This is a genomic window from Nocardia sp. NPDC050799 (assembly GCF_040654015.1).
GTDB lineage: Bacteria > Actinomycetota > Actinomycetes > Mycobacteriales > Mycobacteriaceae > Nocardia.
This window is the reverse complement of the sequence record NZ_JBFAHF010000016.1, coordinates 140430-161002: the sequence shown is the minus strand read 5'-3', so window position 1 is coordinate 161002 and position 20573 is coordinate 140430. Positions and strand designations below refer to the sequence as shown.

Annotated in this window: 22 protein-coding genes; 11 read left to right on the top strand and 11 right to left on the bottom strand. The window is 69.1% G+C overall.

The features are described 5' to 3' along the window. The first annotated feature begins 14 nt into the window (after nt 1-14). Entirely contained in the window at nt 15-1154 is a 1140-nt protein-coding gene (locus AB0H42_RS18710; protein ID WP_357057286.1) for a Xaa-Pro peptidase family protein, read from the top strand. Between the two features lie 55 nt (nt 1155-1209). Here AB0H42_RS18710 and AB0H42_RS18705 read toward each other — a convergent pair whose 3' ends face one another. After that, complete coding sequence (locus tag AB0H42_RS18705) at nt 1210-2142, bottom strand: AraC family transcriptional regulator (RefSeq protein ID WP_357057284.1); 933 nt, start codon at nt 2140-2142, stop codon at nt 1210-1212. A gap of 138 nt (nt 2143-2280) precedes the next feature. On the opposite strand from AB0H42_RS18705, the gene AB0H42_RS18700 reads away from it, so the two are divergent. After that, nucleotides 2281-3033 carry an SDR family oxidoreductase gene (locus AB0H42_RS18700; RefSeq protein ID WP_357057282.1) on the top strand — a complete coding sequence of 251 codons (753 nt, stop codon included), beginning with the start codon at nt 2281-2283 and terminating at the stop codon, nt 3031-3033. 148 nt (nt 3034-3181) lie between these two features. On the opposite strand, the gene AB0H42_RS18695 is transcribed toward AB0H42_RS18700, so the two are convergent. Beyond that, nucleotides 3182-3586: a PPOX class F420-dependent oxidoreductase gene (locus AB0H42_RS18695; protein ID WP_357057280.1), complete on the bottom strand. Its 405-nt coding sequence runs from the start codon at nt 3584-3586 to the stop codon at nt 3182-3184. Nucleotides 3587-3670: 84 nt separating this feature from the next. Between AB0H42_RS18695 and AB0H42_RS18690 the strand changes: the two genes are divergently transcribed. From AB0H42_RS18690 to AB0H42_RS18675, 4 genes are all read left to right on the top strand, one after another. Beyond that, complete coding sequence (locus tag AB0H42_RS18690; protein WP_357057278.1) at nt 3671-4435, top strand: SDR family NAD(P)-dependent oxidoreductase; 765 nt, start codon at nt 3671-3673, stop codon at nt 4433-4435. After that, a complete protein-coding gene (gene cbiE, locus AB0H42_RS18685) occupies nt 4432-5700 on the top strand; it encodes a precorrin-6y C5,15-methyltransferase (decarboxylating) subunit CbiE (RefSeq protein ID WP_357057276.1) in 1269 nt (422 codons plus the stop codon). The genes AB0H42_RS18690 and cbiE overlap by 4 nt, the downstream gene beginning before the upstream one ends. A 93-nt stretch (nt 5701-5793) precedes the next feature. Beyond that, a complete protein-coding gene (locus AB0H42_RS18680; RefSeq protein ID WP_357057274.1) occupies nt 5794-6417 on the top strand; it encodes a hypothetical protein in 624 nt (207 codons plus the stop codon). Next, entirely contained in the window at nt 6414-7190 is a 777-nt protein-coding gene (locus AB0H42_RS18675; RefSeq protein ID WP_357057317.1) for a cobalt-precorrin-6A reductase, read from the top strand. The genes AB0H42_RS18680 and AB0H42_RS18675 overlap by 4 nt, the downstream gene beginning before the upstream one ends. A gap of 16 nt (nt 7191-7206) precedes the next feature. Here AB0H42_RS18675 and AB0H42_RS18670 read toward each other — a convergent pair whose 3' ends face one another. The 6 genes from AB0H42_RS18670 to AB0H42_RS18645 all read right to left on the bottom strand — a co-directional run bounded on the left by AB0H42_RS18670 (nt 7207) and on the right by AB0H42_RS18645 (nt 12499). Next, a complete protein-coding gene (locus AB0H42_RS18670) occupies nt 7207-7734 on the bottom strand; it encodes a PadR family transcriptional regulator (protein WP_357057272.1) in 528 nt (175 codons plus the stop codon). A 56-nt stretch (nt 7735-7790) separates the two neighbouring features. Continuing rightward, the gene (locus AB0H42_RS18665) at nt 7791-9365 is read right to left on the bottom strand and encodes a precorrin-2 C(20)-methyltransferase (RefSeq protein WP_357057270.1); all 1575 of its coding nucleotides are present in this window, start codon (nt 9363-9365) and stop codon (nt 7791-7793) included. After that, on the bottom strand, nt 9362-9997 hold the full coding sequence (locus tag AB0H42_RS18660) for a precorrin-8X methylmutase (protein WP_357057268.1): 636 nt from the start codon (nt 9995-9997) through the stop codon (nt 9362-9364). Before AB0H42_RS18660 ends, AB0H42_RS18665 begins: the two co-directional genes overlap by 4 nt. Nucleotides 9998-10067: 70 nt before the next feature. Beyond that, the gene (locus AB0H42_RS18655; protein WP_357057266.1) at nt 10068-10244 is read right to left on the bottom strand and encodes a hypothetical protein; all 177 of its coding nucleotides are present in this window, start codon (nt 10242-10244) and stop codon (nt 10068-10070) included. 67 nt (nt 10245-10311) lie between these two features. Next, nucleotides 10312-11421 (bottom strand): 4Fe-4S binding protein, encoded by a 1110-nt coding sequence (locus AB0H42_RS18650; RefSeq protein WP_357057264.1) that lies wholly within the window; start codon nt 11419-11421, stop codon nt 10312-10314. Between the two features lie 34 nt (nt 11422-11455). Further along, complete coding sequence (locus AB0H42_RS18645; RefSeq protein WP_357057262.1) at nt 11456-12499, bottom strand: SDR family NAD(P)-dependent oxidoreductase; 1044 nt, start codon at nt 12497-12499, stop codon at nt 11456-11458. Between the two features lie 186 nt (nt 12500-12685). Here AB0H42_RS18645 and AB0H42_RS18640 point away from each other — a divergent pair, with 186 nt between their 5' ends. The 3 genes from AB0H42_RS18640 to AB0H42_RS18630 all read left to right on the top strand — a co-directional run bounded on the left by AB0H42_RS18640 (nt 12686) and on the right by AB0H42_RS18630 (nt 17553). Beyond that, a complete protein-coding gene (locus AB0H42_RS18640) occupies nt 12686-15616 on the top strand; it encodes a Tn3 family transposase (protein ID WP_357057260.1) in 2931 nt (976 codons plus the stop codon). A 30-nt stretch (nt 15617-15646) separates the two neighbouring features. After that, on the top strand, nt 15647-16816 hold the full coding sequence (locus AB0H42_RS18635; RefSeq protein ID WP_357057258.1) for a hypothetical protein: 1170 nt from the start codon (nt 15647-15649) through the stop codon (nt 16814-16816). Nucleotides 16817-16947: 131 nt separating this feature from the next. Continuing rightward, nucleotides 16948-17553, top strand: coding sequence for a recombinase family protein (locus AB0H42_RS18630; protein ID WP_357057256.1), 606 nt, complete (start codon nt 16948-16950; stop codon nt 17551-17553). A 323-nt stretch (nt 17554-17876) separates the two neighbouring features. On the opposite strand, the gene AB0H42_RS18625 is transcribed toward AB0H42_RS18630, so the two are convergent. Together AB0H42_RS18625 and AB0H42_RS18620 are read right to left on the bottom strand one after the other, a co-directional pair. Beyond that, the gene (locus AB0H42_RS18625; protein ID WP_357057254.1) at nt 17877-18719 is read right to left on the bottom strand and encodes a MerR family transcriptional regulator; all 843 of its coding nucleotides are present in this window, start codon (nt 18717-18719) and stop codon (nt 17877-17879) included. Between the two features lie 81 nt (nt 18720-18800). Further along, nucleotides 18801-19169, bottom strand: coding sequence for a hypothetical protein (locus tag AB0H42_RS18620; RefSeq protein ID WP_357057252.1), 369 nt, complete (start codon nt 19167-19169; stop codon nt 18801-18803). A 153-nt stretch (nt 19170-19322) separates the two neighbouring features. On the opposite strand from AB0H42_RS18620, the gene AB0H42_RS18615 reads away from it, so the two are divergent. Then, on the top strand, nt 19323-19871 hold the full coding sequence (locus AB0H42_RS18615; RefSeq protein ID WP_357057315.1) for a lipocalin family protein: 549 nt from the start codon (nt 19323-19325) through the stop codon (nt 19869-19871). A 61-nt stretch (nt 19872-19932) separates the two neighbouring features. Here the strand turns inward: AB0H42_RS18615 and AB0H42_RS18610 are convergent, their stop codons facing one another. Beyond that, nucleotides 19933-20067, bottom strand: coding sequence for a hypothetical protein (locus AB0H42_RS18610; protein WP_357057250.1), 135 nt, complete (start codon nt 20065-20067; stop codon nt 19933-19935). A gap of 66 nt (nt 20068-20133) precedes the next feature. On the opposite strand from AB0H42_RS18610, the gene AB0H42_RS18605 reads away from it, so the two are divergent. Beyond that, nucleotides 20134-20562 carry a nitroreductase family deazaflavin-dependent oxidoreductase gene (locus tag AB0H42_RS18605; protein ID WP_357057248.1) on the top strand — a complete coding sequence of 143 codons (429 nt, stop codon included), beginning with the start codon at nt 20134-20136 and terminating at the stop codon, nt 20560-20562. Nucleotides 20563-20573 lie beyond the last annotated feature (11 nt).

The window sequence follows — 20573 nt, the reverse complement described above, 5'->3', positions numbered from 1 at the left end:
GTAGGTTCGAGGTCATGAGCGCGCACACGGAGTCACGGTTCGCGGCGGAGGTCTATGGGCAGCGATTGGAGCGGGCGGTCCAGTTGATCCGCGACGCCCATCTCGACGCCCTGCTCATCACCCCCGGCCCGGACCTGCGGTACCTCATCGGATCGGCGGCCGAGTCATTCGAACGGCTGACCTGTCTGGTGATCACCTCCGACAAGGCCACTCCCTCGGTGGTGATCCCGAAACTGGAGGTGTCGGCACTGCAGGAGTCCGCGGTCGACGAGCTCGGCCTGCGGGTCCTGGACTGGGTGGACGGGGTCGATCCATATCAGCTGGTCCGGTCGGCGATGCACATCGGCTCCCGGGTCGCGGTGGCCGATTCCATGCCCGCGCTGCATCTGCTGCCACTGGCACACAGTTTCAGCGGACTCCCGGTCTCGGCGACCCCGGTACTGCGCGAACTGCGCATGATCAAGGACGACGCCGAGATCGCGGCGCTGCGCCGGGCGGGCACGGCCATCGACCGTGTGCACGCCCGGATGGGAGAGTTCCTGCGGGTCGGGCGGACCGAAGCCGAGGTCGGTAGGGATATCACCGACGCCATCGTGGCCGAGGGCCACACCGAGGCCGCGTTCGTGATCGTGGGCAGCGGGCCCAACGGCGCCAACCCGCACCACGAGGTGTCGGAGCGCCGGATCGAGGCCGGTGACGTGGTGGTGATCGATATCGGCGGCCCGGTGGATCCCGGTTACTACTCCGATTCCACCCGGACCTATGTACTGGGCGAACCCGATCCGGAGATCGCCGCGCGCTGCGCCGAACTGGAACGCGCCCAGGCCGCCGCCGTGGCCGCCGTGCGGCCCGGTGTACGCGCGGAAGCCGTGGACGCGGCCGCCCGCGAACCGCTGGAAGCCGCCGGGTTCGGACCCGCGTTCGTCCACCGGACCGGGCACGGTATCGGCCTGTCGGTGCACGAGGAGCCCTATATCGTCGCGGGCAACGACCTGGAACTGCGGCCGGGTATGGCGTTCAGTATCGAACCCGGCATCTACTTCCCGGGCGAATGGGGTGCCCGGATCGAGGACATCGTGGTCGTCACCGAGGACGGCTGTGTGGCGGTGAACGAGCGTCCGCACGGACTGACCGTTCTGCCGGCCGACAGCTAGGCCGGTCTCGCGAATGACAGCGCGGACCGGGCCCGGGAGGCGACGTGCGGTGTACTCAGCCCGGCAGGCCTGGTCGGCTCGATGCCGACGCCCGCGCCCCGGCCCGGAACGTCCTGGGCGAAGAACCGACCACGCGGCGGAACGCGGTGCTGAACGCGCTCTCGGAGCTGTAACCGGTCGCGCAGGCCAGCTCGGAGATCGAGAGCGTTCCGCGGGTCAGGGCGTCACGCGCAAGACTCATGCGCCACTGGATCAGGTACTCCAGCGGCGAGGTCCCGACCTGATCCTTGAAGGCCTGGGCGAACGCGGACCGTGACATGTGACCTACGTCGGCAAGCTCGCCGACCGTCCAGGAGTGCGCCACGTCCGCGTGCATGGCACGCAGGGCGGCACCGATACCGTCCTGGTTCAGAGCGCCCAGCCAGCCGATCGGCTGGTCGGTCCGACAGGCATGGGCGCGCAGCATGTGCACGAGCAGGACCTGGGCGAGATGGTTCAGCACCAGCGATCCGCCGGCGGCGGTGGCCTCGACCTCGGTGGCCAGGAGCTCGATCAGCTGCGCCAGCTGCCTGCCCCGGGGGTCGGCCGCACGGACGATGACGAGCGGGGGCAGAAGATCGGTCAGGACGCAGGCGTTCCCGTCGTCGAACGCCAGGTGCCCACCACAGAGATAGGTGTTCTCCTCGGGCTCCGGGCCGATGCGTACGACGCCGGCTTCGGCGCCCTCCCACAGCGGCTCCGCCGGGCGCGGGCTCGCGTCGAGCGTGCTGGCCAGGACGTAGGGCGGCGGGTTGCCCAGCAGAAAGGTGTCGCCCTGTTCCAGGAGCACCGGCTCGTGCCCGTCGAGCGTGAGCCAGCACGTGCCGCGTACGACGCCCCCCACCTTTACGTGCAGGAACGTGTCGAAACGCAACGCCCATTCTCCCGCGGCCCGGAGACCGGGCCCGACCACCGTGCGGGGCCGGAGCAGGCCGATCGCGTCAGCCACGGGATCCCGAAATCCGAGCATCGAGCACCCTTCTGGACGATATGTAAAGAAATCTGGACTCTGCATGATGGATCATACGCCGCTGCTCCGGCAGTATGGCTGTTGAACAGATCGACACAGAGTGATGGAGACACCCACATGGGACAGCTGGATGGCAAGACGTCGGTGGTCACCGGGGGCAGTAGCGGGATCGGTCTGGCCACCGCCGTACGGCTGGCGGACGAGGGCGCGTACGTGTTCGTCACCGGCCGGCGCGAGGCCGAACTGGAGGCCGCCGTCAAAACTGTCGGAGCAGACCGGGCCACGGCGGTCGTCGGCGACATCTCGAAGCCGGAGGACCTGGACCGGCTCTACGCGGCGGTCCGGGCGCGAGGCAAGGGTTTGGACGTGCTGGTGGCGAACGCGGCGGTCGCTGCGTTCGTGACGCTGGAGCAGACCACCGAGGAGCACTTCGACCAGACCTTCGCGGTCAACGTCCGAGGCACGCTGTTCACCGTGCAGAAGGCGTTGCCGCTGCTCAATGACGGAGCCTCGATCGTCCTGATCGGTTCGACCGCCGGCGACCGTGGGGCAGAGGCGTTCGGCGCGTACGCGGCGTCGAAGGCGGCCGTCCGGTCCTTCGCGCGGACGTGGTCCAACGAGCTCAAGGACCGTGGCATCCGGGTCAACGTGGTCTCGCCGGCCTGGATCGAGACTCCCGGGCTCACCGCCACTTTCGGCGACGAGGAGACCGCTCGGGCCGTCAAGGAGAATGTCGCCGCGACTGTGGCCAGCGGCCGCATGGGTCAGCCCGAGGAGACCGCCGCAGTTGTGGCCTTCCTGGCCTCGGAACAGAGCAGCTACGTCGTCGGCGCGAACTTCTACGTCGACGGAGGCGCGAACCAGATCTAGTAGGGCCGTCCGCCGCAGTGCGACGGATCGCCGATCGGTTACGTCGTGAACCGATCAGGCGCAGTACGGCACGGGTTGCTAGAAGGCTCGGCAGGTAGGCCGAGGTCACGTCGGCGCCGGGCGGTCCGCACGGCCGCCTGAACGGCGTTCACGCCTCGCGCAACCGGACCCCGCACAGCACCCGCTGGACCTCGATGGCCAGCACCACCCGGGTCGGGTTCTCCCGGGGCACCCGGTAGCGCTCGGCGTAGCGCCGTTCGGCTTCGCGGACCGCGGCCGGATCGTCGAGGACGACCGCCGGACCCTCCAGGGTCAGCCAGCGCGCACCGTCCACCTGGCCGACGGCGGCGTAACCCGAACGCCGCACATTACGGGCCTTCACCGAGGCGCCGTCGGTGATCACCCGGGCCAGCCCGGCGACGGGATCCCAGGTGAATCCCACCGGCACCATGTGCGGGGTGCCGTCGGCCCGCAGAGTCGTGAGGGTCGCCAGGTGCCGTTCGGTGAGGAACTGGACGGCCGCCGGGGACAATTCGGCAGTACGCAGCGTCATGGATCGACCGTAGCGGGTCGCCGCGCGCGCCCGGCACGTCTCCCGGTTCCGCACCCCGCCACGTGCGGATGACAGACTGAGCGCATGGTTGTGCGTCGAACGCGAGGAATCGACCCGGGCACGGTGCTGGTGCTGGGTGGACGCAGTGAGATCGGTCTGCAGGTGGCACTGCGGCTCGCGCCCGGGCGAACGGTGGTGCTGGCCGCACGGCGCTGCGAGTATCTGGACGCCGAGACCGCGGCGCTCACCGCCGCCGGCGCGACGGCGGTGCATCCGGTGGAATTCGATGCCGACGACACCGCGAGCCATCCCGCCCTGCTCGGCAAGATCGCCGCCGACTACGGGCCGATCGGGGTCGCGGTACTGGCCTTCGGGGTGCTGGGCGAACAGTCCCGGGCCGAGGCCGACCCCGCCCACGCGCTGGCGGTGGTACACACCGACTACACCGCCCAGATCAGCGTGCTGACCGTCCTGGCCAACGAGATGCGGTCCCGGGGCAGCGGTCAGCTGGTGGTGTTCAGTTCGGTGGCCGGGGTCCGAGTGCGGCGGGCCAACTATGTCTACGGATCGGCCAAAGCGGGATTGGACGGATTCGCCTCTGGTCTTGCCGACGCGCTGCACGGGAGCGGGGTGCAGTTGCTGCTGGCGCGGCCGGGCTTCGTGGTGGGCAAGATGACCGAGGGGATGAGCCCGGCACCGTTCTCCAGCACGCCGGATCAGGTCGCCGCCGCGGTGGTGACCGCGCTGAGCCGCCGCTCGGCGCGGGTGTGGATCCCGGGAATCCTGCGCCCGGTGTCCTTCGGGATGCGCTTGCTGCCGCAGGCCGTCTGGCGGCGGCTGCCCCGGTGACGGCCGACCCCGCGCTCTCCTGGGCGGGGCACCCGATTCCGGTGGTGGGTATCGGCGCCGACGGCTGGGCGGGGCTACCCGACCGGTCCCGGCATGTTCTGCGCGATTGCGCGGTGCTGTTCGGTTCGGCGCGCCAGCTGGCGTTGCTTCCCGACGAGGTGACCGCACGACGGGAACCGTGGCCGTCACCGCTGGTTCCCGCGCTGCCCGGGCTGCTGGACGAGTATCGGGAAACCCGCCTCGGGGTAGTCGCCAGCGGCGATCCCATGTTCTACGGGATCGGTGTCACCCTCGCCCGGCTGCTCGGGCCCGGCGCGCTGCGGGTGTTCCCGCAACCGTCGGCGGCCGCGCTGGCCTGTGCCCGGCTGGGCTGGCCGGTGGCCGAGGTCGGGATCGTCAGCGCGGTCGGCCGGCCGCTGGAGCGGATGCTGCCCGAACTGGCCGACGGGCGGCGGCTCCTCGTGCTCAGCGCCGACGCCGGCACCCCTGCTCGGATCGCTGAGCTGTTGCGGTGCAATGGGTTCGGCCCCTCGGCGCTGACCGTGCTGGAGCAGCTGGGCGGGCCCGCCGAACGCCTGGTGCCCGGGACCGCCGCCACCTGGCGGGAGCCCGCGGGCGACCCGCTCAATATCGTCGCCGTCACCGCGGCGGGTGAACCCGGGCGTACCCGCTTCACCCGGCTGCCCGGCCTGCCCGACGACGCCTACGGCGGGGACGGGCAGCTCACCAAGACCGAGATCCGGGCGCTCACTCTGGCGGCGCTCGCTCCCGGGCCCGGGGAGACACTGTGGGATATCGGTGGCGGTTCCGGCAGTATCTCCATCGAATGGTGCCGCACCGATCCCGCCTGCCGGGCGGTCACATTCGAGATCCTGGCGCGGCGCCGGGCGCAGATCGCCGCCAATGCTGTTGCGCTCGGCGTACCCGGTATCGAGGTGCGCGGTGAGGCGGTGGCCGAACTCGCCGGGGACGGGGTGGCCGGCGATCCCGACGCGATCTTCCTCGGTGGCGGACTCACCACGCCCGCGCTGTTCGAGCACTGCTGGTCCCGATTGCCCGCCGGCGGCCGGCTGGTGGCGAACGCGGTCACCGCCGAATCGGAGGCGCTGCTGCTGGACTGGTCCGCGGCGCACGGCGGTGGTCTCCGCCGCTTCCAGATCTACCGCGGGGAACCGCTGGGGCGCTTCACCACGTGGCGGCCCCAGCTGCCGGTGACCCAATGGTCGGTGGTGAAGGGCCGGCCCGGCGAGAATTCCCGTATGTGACAACACGAATGGACGAATCGGGCATCGGGAGTAAGGTCACGGGGGTGCCTAGCGCGGGTCACGCGGATTCGCGCGCGACGGGGAGATTCGATAGTGAGATACAAGAAGTTCGCCGCGACCGCGATCATGGCGGCGGCGGCCACCGGTATCGCCGCGGGCACGGGCTACGCGGCGCCCGCTCCGACGGCGCCCGCTGTCGAGCAGCAGCAGAACGCGGTCCCGGAGGTCACCGGTCACGATCGCGGTGTGGACTACACCCTGACGCTGGCCGAAGCGGGGAAGTCGCTGGTCACCACGGTTTCCGGCGGTGCGTTCAGCCTCGACACCGCCCACGACGCGGTGGTGCTGAGCAACGCCGCCGGTGAGCGCCTGACCAGTATCCCGCTCACCCAGGCCACCAATGGCCAGGTGGTCGCGGTCGCCGCCACCATCGACGAGGGCAACAGCCGGCTGACGCTGACCCCGCGGGCCACCCCGGTCGCGGGCGCGCCGTCGCAGGCGCAGTTCATCGGGGCCCAGCAGTGGTTCATGAGCGAACTGCAGGCGGCGTCGCTGGGTGCGGCCGTGGGCGCCGCCATCGGCGCGGCTGTCGGCTTCCTTTTCCTGGGTGTCGGTTTCATCCCGGGCGCCATCATCGGCGCGGGTATCGGCCTCGCGGTCGCCGGCGGCCCGCCGCTGCTGGATTCGGCCATCGCGTACTTCAGCGGCCAGCCCTGAGAATTCTGCTGCTGGGCGGCACCGGGGAAGCCCGGGAACTCGCCCGGCTGCTCACCGGCGAGCGAGAACACGAGATCGTGTCCTCGCTCGCCGGTCGGGTTTCCGAGCCGATTCGGCCCGCGGGCGAGGTGCGGATCGGCGGATTCGGCGGTGCCGAGGGGCTGCGCGAATGGCTGGCGGACAACCGGATGGATCTCGTCGTCGACGCCACCCATCCTTTCGCCGAGATGATCACCGCCAATGCCGCGCAGGCCACCGCGGGACTCGGACTGCCCATGATCCGGTTGAGCCGTCCGGGCTGGACTGCCGGCCCCGGCGACCGCTGGTACCGGGTCGCCGATCTGGCCGCCGCCGCGGATACCGCCGCCGGACTGGGGGATCGGATCCTGCTCACCATCGGCCGTCAGGGGGTGGCGGCCTTCGCCGGCCATGCCCGGCCCTGGTATCTGATCCGCGCCATCGACCCGCCAACGGGTGAACTTCCCCCACGGCACGAAATCCTCCTGGCCCGAGGGCCTTTCACGGTCGCCGAGGAATCCGGACTGCTGAACCGGTACCGGATCGATGTGGTGGTCACCAAGGACAGCGGGGGTACGGCGACCGCCGCGAAGCTCACCGCCGCGCGCACCGCAGGTATTCCGGTGGTGGTCGTGGACCGGCCGCCCGTGCCGTCCGGTGTCACGGTGGTGACCACGGTCGGGGAAGCGCGACAAGTACTGTCCGCGTGGGCCGCCGAGGGCCGTGGTGGACGGCCGGGCGGAACGCGTCGGTGAGACCGGTAGCGCGCCTTCAGGAGCCGAGCAGTTCGGGTAGCCGGTCGAACCAGTCCAGGACCGCGCGCTCGTATCCGATACCGAATTCCAGCGTCGCCCGGGCGTGCGGGGGCAGCTCCGGGCCCGATTCCTCGGCGCGGTAGCGGTCCAGCCGTTCCTGGTGGATCTTGCGGGCGTTGTCGATGATCGAGGCCAGATGCGCCGGTTCGAGGTGACCGCCGAAATGCAGGGTGAGCAGCAGCGGGAACCGGATGGTCTCCGGGCTCGGGTCGCGCGCGATCCACTCGGCGAATGCGGCGCGACCGGCCTCGGTGATGCGGTACGGGGTGCGTTCGCGGGCACCGGTTTCGCCTTTGACGACCAGGCCCGCCGAGTCCATGGCGGCGAGTTCCCGGTAGACCTGGCTTTGCGTGATGGTCCAGAAATCGCCGATGCGGTCCTGGGCAAGCGTCACCAGGTCCCAGCCCGACATCGGCCCCTCGTGCAGAAAGCCCAGAAGTGAGGCGGCCGTGGAGTTCAGCGGCCGCTTCTGTTTGCCGTTCACCACATGTCCTTCCACCGTCGCTATCCCATAGTGGAATGCTATCGGATGCGGTCGACTCAGGCGTGGTAGCGCCGCGCGGTGTAGACCCGCGGTGCGTCGGCGCCCTCGACGACCGCGGTGGTGGAGGCGCCGATGATCAGCAGGGTCCGCATATCCACCTCGGCGGGTTCCAGTTCGCCCAGTGTCAGCACCCGCACCGATTCACCCGGGCCACCCACATCGCGGCCGAGCACCACCGGGGTGTCCGGTGCGCGGTGCTCCAGCAGGATGTCCTTCATCGCGCCTACCTGCCAGGTGCGTGTACTCGAGGCCGGGTTGTAGACGGCGATGGCCATATCGGCCGCGGCCACCGCCGCCAGGCGCCGGGCCACCACGTCCCACGGTTTGAGGCGGTCGGACAGGGAGATGGTGGCGTAGTCGTGCCCGAGCGGGGCGCCGACGCGGCTGGCCACCGCGTTCGCCGCCGTCATCCCGGGCAGGACGCGCACCGGCACCCCCGCCCACCGCGGGTCCGCGGATTCCTCCAGGACGGCCGCGGCCATCGCGAACACCCCCGGATCGCCCGAGGAGACCACGGCGACCCGCCCGCCGCGGCGGGCGAGGTCCAGTGCCATGGCGGCGCGTTCGGATTCGACCCGGTTGTCGCTGCTGTGCCGCCGCTGACCGGGGCGGGCCGGGACGCGGTCGATATAGGTGGTGTAGCCGACGAGGTCGGTGGCGGCGGCGAGCGCGGCGGAGACCTCCGGGGTGGTCCACCGAGTATCGCCCGGCCCCAGGCCGACGACCACCACCTCTCCGACGCCCGTGGCGCCGCTCGGCGCGGCGCTTTCGGCCGCCGGGGTGCTCGTCGCGCGGGTCACCGGTTCGGCGGTCGCCGGGCCCCGGCGGGCGGGGACCGGGGTGGTCGGTTCGGGGCCCGGGACGATGGTGATCGCGAAATACGGGACCTGGGCGTCGTTCACTTCGCCGGCGGGGAGCACCCGCTCGCGTCCGGTGCTGGCCCGTTCGACGTAGTAGGCGCGGTCGAGGCGGCCGGAGTCGGCGAGCGCCTTGCGGACGGCCGGGTAGGTGCGGCCGAGTTTCATGATCGCGGCGGCCTCGCTGTCGGCGAGGCGGCGGGTGAGTTCATCGGCGGGCAGGGTCGCGGGCAGCACCGTCAGTACCTGCTCACCCTCCACCAGGGGAGTGGCCAGGGCCGCCGACGCGGCGCTCACCGAGGTGATCCCGGGGACGATCTCCGCCTCGAATCGGTCGGCCAGCCGCCGGTGCATATGCATATAGGAGCTGTAGAACAGTGGATCCCCGGCGGCCAACAGCGCCACCGACCGGCCCGCCGCCAGATGGGCGGCCAGCCGTTCGGACGCCGCGGCGTAGAACTCGTCGATCGCGCCCTGATAACCGCCGGGATGATCGGTGGTCTCGGTGGTGACCGGGTAGATCAGGTGTTCCTCGAGCTGGCCCGGCCGCATGTACGGTTCGGCGATACCGCGCGAGATACTGCGGCCGTGCCGGGCACTGTGGAACGCGATCACATCGGCCTCGGCGATCACCCGGGCCGCCTTCACCGTCACCAGTTCCGGATCGCCCGGGCCCAGTCCGACCCCCCACAGCTTTCCCGTAGCCACCGTCATTCCACTTCGCTCGCAATCGCGTTCAGGGCGGACGCGGTGATGGCGCTGCCGCCGCGCCGCCCGCGCACCGTCAGATACTCCACGCCCGTGCTCGCCACGAGCGCGTCCTTCGATTCGGCCGCGCCGACGAAGCCCACCGGGATACCGAGCACGGCGGCCGGTTTCGGTGCGCCCGCGGTGATCATGTCCAGCAGGTGGAACAGCGCGGTCGGCGCATTGCCGATGGCCACCACCGCGCCGTCGAGCCGCTCCCGCCACAACTCCAGTGCCGCCGCCGATCGGGTGGTCCCGAGTTCGGCCGCCAGCTCCGGCACCCGGGGGTCCCGCAACAGGCACAGCACCTCGTTGCCCGCGGGCAGCCGGGTCCTGGTGACTCCGGAGGCGACCATGTTCGCATCGCACAGGATCGGCGCGCCGGCGCGCAGCGCGGCCCGCGCCGCGGCCACCACCCCCGGAGTGAACAGCACGTCCCCGGCCAGGTCGACCTGGCCGCAGCCGTGGATCATCCGCACGACGACCTGCGCGATATCGGCCGGGAACCGGTCCAGCTCGGCCTCGGCTCGGATGATCGCGAACGACCGGCGGTAGATCTCGGCCGCGTCGGTGACGTAGCTGGTGCGCGTGTCGGGCATGCGGACACCCTATGCCGGGCCGAGCGCATCGGGCCGGTGCGGGTGGGCCTCGGTCACCGGGGTACCCGGGTCACAGCGGGGCCGCCACCCACCACTGGTCGACGATCTCCTGCCCGGTGTGGTGCGGTCGGGAGATATCGAGGACGACCCAGGCCCGGGCCGGGTCGTCGAAGGACACTGTGAGCAGACCGGTACCGAGGTGGTTGCTCCAGCGCAGCCGCCCGGACCCCGAGGAACGTGTCCACAATTGTTCCCGGGTGGTGTCGATATCGGTGACGAAGCGGCACCCGTCTCACCGGTGGAGCGGACCGGGCTTACGCGGTCCCGCCGGCGCCGCCCCGCGGGCGCGGGCCGATCTGGTCGAGCAGATCGTTGACCTCGTCCGGGAAACCATTGGTGACCTGCTGCGGTGTCTTGTTCGGGAAGCGGCGCGCGACATGCTCTTCGGCCGCCGAACCGGGTAGCACGTACACAGGCTCGGTCTTGCTCTGCAGTGGCCGGACCACCTCGTCGAGGTGGGCTCGGCGATCGTCGAGGTAGGCGCCGATCACGTCCTCGCCGGCCGGGCACACGGCCATGCAGTAGCCGGCCTTGTAGTTCGGTTTGAACGACAGGCTCTGCCACATCGAGAACGATTCCCCGGTGGTGACCCGCTGCCGGTAATCGTCGCGGTCGGCGCTGTCGGCGACGGTTTCCGCCCAATCGGTGAAGCCGCCCATGAATTCCCGGTAGTTGTGCGTGTAGCACGCCTGGAAATCGAAACCCCCGTCCGGGGTGATCGCTCCCACCGGGCAGGCGGAGACACACATTTTGCATTCGAGGCAGGGATTGAAATCCAGCGGCGCGCTCGGGGTGTCGATCACCGCGTCGGTGACCACGGTGCCGAGCAGGACGAAATTGCCGAACCGGGGGTGGATCACATTGCGATGGATGCCCATGACGCCCAGCCCGGCGGCTTCGGCCACCACCTTGTGCGCGATGACCCAGATACGCCCGGGAAACTGCTGCACTTCCATCGGATATCCCGGCGCGGGATAGACCGCGCGGTAACCGGCGTCCTGGAGTGCGCGGGTGATCCGGCGGGATACCGCATTGGTCTCGTCGTCGGCGTGATTGAACTCGGTATTGGCGAGACTGCGCTGCGGACTGCGCAGATTGTCCCGGTTCATCCGCACACAGAACGAGACGAATGTGCGTGCGGCGGGCAGGATCGCCCGGGCGTGCGCTAGTTCGTCGGCCACCCGCGGTTCCTCGACGGCGACGAACCCCACGTCATCGGCGCCGGCCGCCAGACAGATCTCGCGGAGCCGGTCGGCGGCGAGGACCGGGTCGGGTTTTTCGCGCTCACGGCCGGCCATCCGCTGGACGGTCGGATGCTGCGCCAGCCGCCGCGGGGCGGCGGGGTCGTGATCGGTATCCGGCATCGGGACTCCTTCTCGCAACGAGATCCACGCGGGCTCACTGTGACGACGGCGTGGGCGTGCGGAATTCATCGGTTGCCGGTATCCGCCGGGCCCGGCGCGGGCGGATCGATGGTCGGTGCGGGTGCAACGGCACGTCCGCCGCGTCGAGGCAGTACTCCCACAGCGACAGCAGATGGCTCTCCGGGTAGCGGGTGTGGCGCAGATAGTGTTCGTCACGGATACGCCGGTCGTGCCAGAAATGACCGGACAGCGGTGCCGGGGTGGTGGTGGCCAGCCAGACCGCGGTATCGGCGCCCTCGACGGCGGTGCGCATCGCCGGGCGCAGCGCGGAACCGAAGCGGGGAACGGCGGCGGTGATCCCCGGTGTGGCGACCCAGCCCGGATGCATACTGTGCACGCTGATCCCGTGATCGGCGAGACGTCCGTCCAGCAGCGGCCCGAACGCCACCTGTATCCGCTTGGTGCGGGCGTAGGCGGTCGCGCCCCGGTATTCGCCGCGGCGATATTGCGGATCCCGGAACGGCAGCGGCTGCGTGTACATCCCGCCGGAGGCCACGAAGATGATGCGGGCGTCGCCGGAGGCGGCCAGCAGCGGAGCGAGCCGGTCGGTGAGGCGTAGCGGGCCGAGGACATGGGTGGCCAGGGTCAGTTCGTGCCCGGCGGAGTTCTCGGTGCGGTCTCCGGGCAGTCTCCCCGCATTGTGGACGAGTACGTCCAGCACGTCGTGGCGGTCGTGCAGGGCCCGGGCGCAGGCGTCGACACTGCCGGGTTCGGCGGGATCGCATATCGCGAGTTCCACCTGCGCCCCGGGGACCGCGTCGAGGATCCGCCGGCGGGCGCGCTCGCCGCGGGCCGGGTCCCGGACCGCGAGCACAGTGCGGGCGCCCAAGCCCGCGAAGCCGGTGGCGATCGATGTGCCGATTCCTGAGGTCGCGCCGGTGACCAGGGCGGTTTTGCCGTGCAGGGCGCCGGTGGGCGGATCGTCACGGGTCCAGCAGACCTTGCGCAGGTGGTATCCGAGGCGGGTGTAGCCGGGCACTATGGCCCGGTCGAGCAGAGCGTCGACTGTACGGATCATCGGATCACACCTCGCCTCGTCTCGCCGGCACGAACTGCCCGACCTCCGGATAGCCGCTGCGGCGGCCCGTGCCGGCATACGCCGGAGGTAACCGCCACATGCGCTGAACGGCCCGGAACTCCTGAAGCTGTCCCGAGCCGCAAAGTAACGCGCCGGTAGGCGCTGGCTGCCATATGGTTCCGTTTTGTGCGTCAGGAGTGGTCGCCCGAGGATCTGATCGGGTCGTGGACGCTGGTCGGCAACGACTGGCGGTTGGTGGGCAACAAGTCGGGCGCTACTCGGCTCGGATTCGGCGTGTTGCTGAAGTTCTTTGAGCTTGAGGCGCGATTCCCGCGTAGTGCCGACGAGGTGCCTCCGGCGGTCGTCACTTACATCGCGGGGCAGGTGAAGGTCGATCCCGGCGAGTTCGCCGCGTATCGGTGGTCGGGGCGAACGATCGAGTATCACCGAGCGCAGGTGCGCGACGCCTTCGGGTTTCGGGAGTTCGCCCGCGCCGATGAGGACAAGTTGGCCGACTGGCTTGCAGCGGAGGTCTGTCCTGTCGAGTTGCGCGACGAGCAGCTGCATGAGGCGTTGACGGTGCGGTGCCGCGCGGAGCGTGTTGAGCCTCCGGGCCGCCCTGATCGGATCGTTGGTTCGGCGCGGGCCACATTCGAGAAGCGGTTCTGCGACCGCACGGTGTCCCGGTTGAGCGCTGCGTCGGTTGAGGCGTTGAGCGCGCTGGTCGCGGAGAACGCGAGGCCGTCGGCGAGTGGTCGGAATCTGTTGGCGGAGTTGAAAGTCGATCCCGGCAAGGTGAGCTTGGAGACGCTACTGCGAGAGATCGAGAAGCTGACGGCCGTGCGGTCGCTGACGCTGCCTGCCGAGCTGTTCGCCGACGTGAGTGAGAAGTTGGTCGACGCCTGGCGGGCACGCGCTGCCAGGATGTTCCCGTCCGACTTGCGTGACGCCCCGGAGTCGGTGCGGTTGACGCTGTTGGCGGCGTTGTGTTGGATGCGGTCCTCGGAGATCACCGACGCCCTGGTGGAGTTGCTGATCAGCCTGGTTCACCGGATCAACGCTCGCGCTGATCGGCGGGTGGAGCGGGAGTTGACCGCTGATCTGCGTCGGGTCCGCGGCAAGGAAGGCATCCTGTTCAAGCTGGCCGAGGCCTCTGTCGATCACCCCGACGACATCGTGCGCGAGGCGTTGTTCCCGGTGGTCGGGGAGAAGACGTTGCGGGAGCTGGTCAAGGAGGCCAAGGCCAACGAGCAGGTTTTCCAGGAGCGGGTGCGGACGGTGCTGCGCAGCTCGTATTCCAACCATTATCGGAAGATGCTGCCGCCGCTGTTGGCGGCGTTGGACTTCCGGTGCAACAACACCGCCTACCGGCCGGTGATGGTCGCGTTGGAGCTGTTGCAGCGGTACGCGACCATCGACGGCAAGGTCAGATTTTACGACAAGCACGTTCTCGCGCCCTTGGACGGTGTGGTCCCCAAAGCATGGCGTGAGGCCGTGGTCGACGATAAGGAACGGGTCGAACGCATCCCGTACGAACTGTGCGTGCTGGTGGCGTTGCGGGACGCGTTGCGGCGCCGCGAAATCTATGTCGATGGCGCGAACCAGTGGCGCAACCCGGAAGATGACCTGCCCGGAGACTTCGACCAGGCCCGCGAGGTCCACTACGCCGCGATCCGTCAGCCGCTGGATTCGAGCGCGTTCATCCTCGACATGCAAAGTCGACTGACCGCCGCTCTGGAAAGCTTGGACCGGGGCATTGCCGGGGGCACGACGGGCGGGGTCCGGATCGGGAAACGCAAGGGCGAAACGTGGATCACGGTCCCGAAGCTGGCGAAACTGCCCGAGCCGGAGAACCTGGTGAGGATCAAGGAGGAGGTGGGCCGCCGGTGGGGCACCATCGACCTACTCGATGTGCTCAAAGAGGCCGACCTGCTCACCGACTTCACCCCAGAGTTCACCTCGGTCGCCTCGCGGGAAGCGATGGACCGCGATACCCTGCGCCGCAGGCTGCTGCTGGTGTTGTTCGCCCTGGGAACGAACATGGGTATCAAGGCCATCGTGAACACCGGCGAGCACGACGAGACCGAGCCGATGCTGCGGCACGTGCGCCGACACTTCGTCACCCGCGACAACCTGCGTCGGGCGATAGCGAAGCTGGTCAACGCCACGTTCGCCGACCGCGATCCGGATTGGTGGGGCACGGGCACCGCGTGTGCCAGCGACTCGAAGAAGTTCGGTTCCTGGGAGTCGAACTTCATGACCGAGTATCACCAGCGCTACGGCGGGCCTGGGGTGATGATCTACTGGCATGTCGAACGGCATCGAGCCTGCATCTACTCGCAGCTCAAGTCGTGTTCGTCGTCGGAGGTGGCGGCCATGATCGAGGGTCTGTTGCGACACTGCACCGACGCGGAGATCGACTCCAACTACGTCGATACTCACGGTGCGAGCGTCGTCGGGTTCGCGTTCACCGAGTTGCTGGGGTTCCGGCTGTTGCCGCGGTTGAAGAACATCGGCTCAATCCGTTTGTATCGGCCCGACGATCGGACGACCTACGGGCATCTCGGGTCGGTGCTGACCAGGCCGATCAAGTGGGAGTTGATCGCTCAGCAATACGATCAGATGGTCAAGTACGCCACCGCGTTACGGTTGGGCACCGCCGAGTCAGAGTCCATCCTGCGGCGTTTCACCCGTGGCGGCCCCAAGCACCCGACGTATCAGGCGTTGGAAGAGCTCGGTCGAGCGGTGCGCACGATCTTCGCCTGCCAATACCTCGCGTCGGATGAGTTGCGTCGCGAGATCGACAGCGGGTTGCAGGTGGTGGAGAACTGGAACTCCGGCAACGGACTCATCTTCTACGGCAAGGACGCCGCTCTCACCGGCCCCGACCGCGAACACGCGGAAGTGTCGATGCTGGCGCTACACCTGCTGCAATCCTCACTGGTCTACGTCCAGACCCTGCTGCTACAGACCGTGCTCGAAGAACCGGCGTTCCGGGAGTTGATGGGCGAGAACGAACGCCGTGGATTGTCGGCCTTGTTCTGGACGAACATCAATCCCTACGGCCGCTTCATGCTCGACATGAACCGTCGCCTGGGCCTCGCCCGGGCCGCGTGACCCCGGACGGGAGATCATGGACGGGAGATCATGGACAAGGAACTGGAACGACTACTCAAACATATGGCCGACAGGCTCGCGGGCATGGCCGACCGGCCGGGCATTCCGCAGGCCGGCGAGGCCGTGGCCGGGCGATACGACGGATTCGGCACCATATCCAATCGGGCGGCCGACGGCTTCGAGGAAACAGATGTCCAGTCCGCCACCCCGATCCGAAGGTCGGTCCCATCGGCGAGTAGCGGCGAAGCCGGTATTCCCCCCAAACCGGGGCCGTCGGAACCGTACGGGTGGATGTCCGACGACCGATGGCGCCAGCATGTCCTGGAGAAAGAAGGGGCTCCAACGGCACCGGTTGCCCCCCGACAGTCCCCGGCCAACGACATCGGCAGGGCCGAACAGCCCACCCACACCGACCAAGCCCCGCCGGTATTCTCATCAGACCCTATCGACAGTGTCGTGGCCGACCGCCAATCGGTCGACTGGAATACGGTGGTCGGCAACAATCGCGTGGTCCTGCTGGGCGAAAACCACGCCAACACGCCGATCCGGGACTTCCTGACCGGACAGGCCCGGGCCATGAAGGAAGCGGGAATCACCCACTACGGCATCGAGGCACCCGCGCACCCGGCGTTCGACGAACTCAACGCCGGGCGACCAGTCGACCTCACGGGCGTCAACGTTGGCCCGTTCAGGAACGCAGGATACGAGCAGACCATCCGGGCCATGAGCGCCGAGGGCATCAAAATCGTCCCGCTCGACCTGGATCAATCCGTGCCCTTGGCCGCAGGAGCCCGCGACAGCCATATGGCCGACACCATCACCGGCATCGTGTCCCAGAACCCTGACGCCAAAGTCACCGCCCTGCTCGGCAGCTTCCATACCGCCGACATGGCAGTGGATGGCCAGCCCGCAGCCGGCGCGATACTGCACGCCAGCTCGTATCCGACCACCACCGTCGGCTTCATCGGCGGCACCGAGACCACCAACATGCTCGCCACTGCGGCACGCAACAACAACGCCGCAGGTGAAACCTTCTTCGCCGACCTCCGCGACTACCACGACGCGGGAGGTAATGTCCTCCGCCAAGACGACGCTGTTATCCACCTGCCCCAATCCGCCTCCCCAGGCGGTTCATCCGGCTGGGGAGGCGGATTCGGAGGCAACGGGGGATTTGACTTTCCTCTCGGAGGCTGGTCCTGACCGCCGCAGTGTCGGCAATCGACCGTCTGCCGACACTTGACAGCCCCCACTCAAACGCCCAGGTGACGACTGTCGGAAGCCCGTGCCGGATTTCAACGTCGGCAAACGCTCAAATCGGATATTTTCGTCACATGCTCATCGGCTACGGGCGGGTCTCAACCACCGACCAGAACCCCGTGCACCAAATCGATGCCCTCGTCCGAGCCGGCGTCGCCGCCGACGACATCCACATCGACAAAGCCAGCGGAGCGAAAGCCTCGCGGCCGAAGCTGGACCTGGTGCTCAAGATTGCCCGCAAAGGCGACACCATCGTCATCACCAGACTCGACCGGCTCGGCCGCTCCGTGCTGAACCTGATCCAGCTCGGCGCGCAGCTCCAGGAGCGTGGGATCGGGTTGAAGGTCACCGAGCAGGGCATCGACACCGCGACCACCGAAGGTCGCGCTATGTTCGGGATGCTGTCCGTGCTTGCCGAACTCCAACGAGAACTCATCGTCGCGAACACTAAAGACGGCCTGGCCGCCGCACGAGCCCGCGGGCGTAAGGGCGGCCGTCGCGCTAAGCTCACCGCCCAGCAAATCGAGCAAGCGCAAAGGCTCTACGACGAAGGCCAGCACACCGCGCAGCAGATCGCCGACATTCTCGGCGTCAAACGCGGCACCCTCTACGGCCACCTGGACAAGAAGTCTGTCGGCGGACGTCCCCGCGCCGCCAAACCCTCCGCCTCAACGACCTGAATACCTTGCGGCTCGGGACAGCTTCAGGAGTTCTGGGCCTGAACACGGGGTCGAAACCGAGCGTGCTCGTCTTGTCGATATACCCCTCGGATCGTGCTTGCCACAGGCGTGGCCCGGGGCCGGGACCGGTTCGGTTCGCGCTGCTCGGCCATAATGCTCCTCTGCTCGGCGACCACCGGTCACATCTGCATCGAGTATGCATCGTTTCATGGTAGATGGGCAACCGGGTGCCGCTCCGCGGTCGACCGGACGTGCGGTCGCGGAGAGGTTCACCGTTTCCGGGATGCCGGACGGATGGGGTGGGTGAGTGGGCGGGACGGGACTCAGCCGAGTCGCCGGACCGCCTCGGGAAGGCTCGCCAGGCGCTCGACCGCCCCCGGGAGGATGACCGCGTCCCAGCCCGGGCCGCCCACGAAGACCTGCGCGCCGGCGTCGGTTCCCGCCCGCACGCTGGAGGTCAGCGCCGTCGACTCGTGCTGCGACCACAGCACCAGGTCGGCCGGGCGGTCCAGTCGCGCCAGAGTGTCGGCGAGGGCGGTAGTGGGCACATCCGCTCCGAGCATCTGTGCCCCGATCTCGCGCTCGGCCAGTGCGGCCCGCAGCACCTCGAGGGGGAGCGCGTGGGATTCACCGCCGGTGCAGGCGAGCACGATGGGTCGCGGGCGCAGCCGGTCCGGCGGGTTGTTGCGATGCAGTGCCGAGTTGATGCACCACGAGAGCAGGTGCTCGACATCGATACAGCCCTCGCCGCCCAGCTGGCGGGCGACGATCTCGGCGAAAGCGGGGCGGCACAGTCGTTCCCACGTGTCGATCACGCCGTAGGTCCGCAGCGCGCCGGCCAATTGCGCTGTCAAAGACCCGTAGTCGAGGGCGAAGGCGGCGGTCAGCAGCGAGGACAGGTCGCCGGGGGCGACGGCCGGGGCCCGCACCGCGGCCGCGGCACCGGCCGGGGTGGCGCCGCCACGAATGAGTCCGAGCATCCGATCGAGCTGCGCGATATCGGCTTCGGTGTACAGCCGGTGGGTGCCCGGCCGGTGGCCGGTGGGGCCGATCTCGTAGCGGCGGTTCCAGCTGCGCAGGGTGGCGGTCGGGATACCGAGCCGCTCGGCGACCGCGCGGACGGTGTAGCCGGCCGCGTCGGAGGCGGGGGTGGAACCGTCGGGCATCGTCTTATTCTGCCTGTTCCGATTCGCCGGCCGGGGCGGACCCGGGACTTCGGCGTGGGCGCCGGCGGCATACGGCCGTGTTCACCGTGTCCTCGACGCGGTCGGGCCCGCCGCGCCGCACAACAGCAGGCCCCGGCCGGCGGCCACCGCGACGGTCTCGGTGCGCTGCGGCCGGTCGCGCACCACGGCGGTGAGGACCCCGGCGTCGGACAGATCGGAGAGCGCCCGGCAGCCCGTGGCCACCGGTAGGGCGGCCGGGGCCGGTGTGAGGTCCATATCGAGACCCGAGGCGATATCCCGGCAAGCGGTCGTCCGCGTCGGTGCGCGTCGGGCGGAGCCGTAGACGTCCCGGCCGCACGACCACAGCAGCACTGCCGGGCGGGTCGCCACGGCCGGTCCGTGACACGCCGTGGCCGCGCCCGGGAATCGGGCGAATCCCATAGCTACCATCGATTCTCCTGCACCGGATAGATACGCATCGATTATGCATCTATATGGGTTAGTGTGGTCACACACCGCCGAACGCGAGGAGTTTTCGTGACAGCACATCGCGCAGTTCGCCGCACCACCGGCCTCGTGGCCGCCCTGCTGGCCTTCGGTGTCGTGGCCGCCGGTGGCGCGGTCGCCCAGCCGCCGCTGCCGCCCGGCCCCGCCCCGGTCCCCGCGCTGGACCTGAACCGGTACCTCGGCGACTGGAACCAGCTCGCCGCGGTACCCCAGCCGTTCAATCTCGACTGTGCGCGCGACACCCGCGCGCAGTACACACTCGATCCGCAGGGCAACGTCGCCGTGCACAATTCGTGTACCACCTGGGCGGGCGGCCGGAACGAGATACGCGGCACCGCGAAGGTGAACGACCCGGTGACCGGCGCGCAGTTGCACGTCAGCTTCCCCGGAGTGCCGAACCAGGACATGCTCGACGGCCCGACGAACTACATCGTCACCGCGCTGGCCCCCGATTACTCCTGGGCGCTGGTGACCGACCCGAGCCGCCTGTCGGGTTTCGTGCTGGCCCGCTCGGCCGCTCTCGACGCGCCGACCTGGGAGCAGGTGAAGTCCGCCATCAGCGGCGCGGGACAGACACCCTGCATGTACCTGACTTCGCCCACCACCGGTGGCCGCTCCGATATCACGCCGCTGTGCCTGCGCTGACCGCCGCACCGCGGTGATCGCCGCGGATACCAATTCCTCCCACGGTCCGGTGCGCTGCTGTTCACCGCCGGAGCAGGGGCAGATCGCCCGCCAGTTCGATTTCCGGGCCGACGGGGCGTCCGCCGTGGCGGCGGAAACAGCCGAGCAGCGTGACGAGCACGAAGATCCGGGACGCCACACCGTATTCGGCGGTCATGGCTCGTGTTGCGACGCGTGGCCGGGAGTACGGAACCGGCTGCCGGTCCGCTGCATAATGCCGGGTATGGCAGACGACTGGAACGACCGGATCATCACGGAATTCCGGGCCAACGAGGGCCGGGTCGGCGGGTTCTTCAAGGGTGCCCCGTTGGCATTGGTGCACCATCGCGGCCGGCGCACCGGCCGCGAATCGGTGACCCCGATGATGTACCTGGCCGATGAACAGGATCCCGACGGCCTGGTCTACGTATTCGCCAGCAAGGCGGGTGCGCCGACGAACCCCGACTGGTACCACAACCTGACCGTGGCCGGCGAGGCCACAGTGGAGCGGGGCACCGAGACCTACCCCGTCACGGTCACGGAGGTGACCGGCGCGGAGCGCGACCGCATCTACGGCGAACAGGCGCGCCGCTATCCCGGCTTCGCCGAATACGAGCAGAAGACGGCCGGCTTCCGCACCATCCCGGTCCTGGCGTTGCGGCGCACCCGGTAGTCCGCTACTCG

Coding starts and splice junctions, on each gene's coding strand:
- AB0H42_RS18630 (WP_357057256.1), top strand. CDS start 16,948: ATGCTCATCGGCTACGGGCGGGTCTCAACCACCGACCAGAACCCCGTG.
- AB0H42_RS18695 (WP_357057280.1), bottom strand. CDS start 3,586: ATGACGCTGCGTACTGCCGAATTGTCCCCGGCGGCCGTCCAGTTCCTC.
- AB0H42_RS18625 (WP_357057254.1), bottom strand. CDS start 18,719: ATGCCCGACGGTTCCACCCCCGCCTCCGACGCGGCCGGCTACACCGTC.
- AB0H42_RS18665 (WP_357057270.1), bottom strand. CDS start 9,365: ATGACGGTGGCTACGGGAAAGCTGTGGGGGGTCGGACTGGGCCCGGGC.
- AB0H42_RS18650 (WP_357057264.1), bottom strand. CDS start 11,421: ATGCCGGATACCGATCACGACCCCGCCGCCCCGCGGCGGCTGGCGCAG.
- AB0H42_RS18610 (WP_357057250.1), bottom strand. CDS start 20,067: ATGACCGCCGAATACGGTGTGGCGTCCCGGATCTTCGTGCTCGTCACG.
- AB0H42_RS18690 (WP_357057278.1), top strand. CDS start 3,671: ATGGTTGTGCGTCGAACGCGAGGAATCGACCCGGGCACGGTGCTGGTG.
- AB0H42_RS18620 (WP_357057252.1), bottom strand. CDS start 19,169: ATGGTAGCTATGGGATTCGCCCGATTCCCGGGCGCGGCCACGGCGTGT.
- AB0H42_RS18660 (WP_357057268.1), bottom strand. CDS start 9,997: ATGCCCGACACGCGCACCAGCTACGTCACCGACGCGGCCGAGATCTAC.
- AB0H42_RS18635 (WP_357057258.1), top strand. CDS start 15,647: ATGGACAAGGAACTGGAACGACTACTCAAACATATGGCCGACAGGCTC.
- AB0H42_RS18605 (WP_357057248.1), top strand. CDS start 20,134: ATGGCAGACGACTGGAACGACCGGATCATCACGGAATTCCGGGCCAAC.
- AB0H42_RS18645 (WP_357057262.1), bottom strand. CDS start 12,499: ATGATCCGTACAGTCGACGCTCTGCTCGACCGGGCCATAGTGCCCGGC.
- AB0H42_RS18700 (WP_357057282.1), top strand. CDS start 2,281: ATGGGACAGCTGGATGGCAAGACGTCGGTGGTCACCGGGGGCAGTAGC.
- AB0H42_RS18710 (WP_357057286.1), top strand. CDS start 15: ATGAGCGCGCACACGGAGTCACGGTTCGCGGCGGAGGTCTATGGGCAG.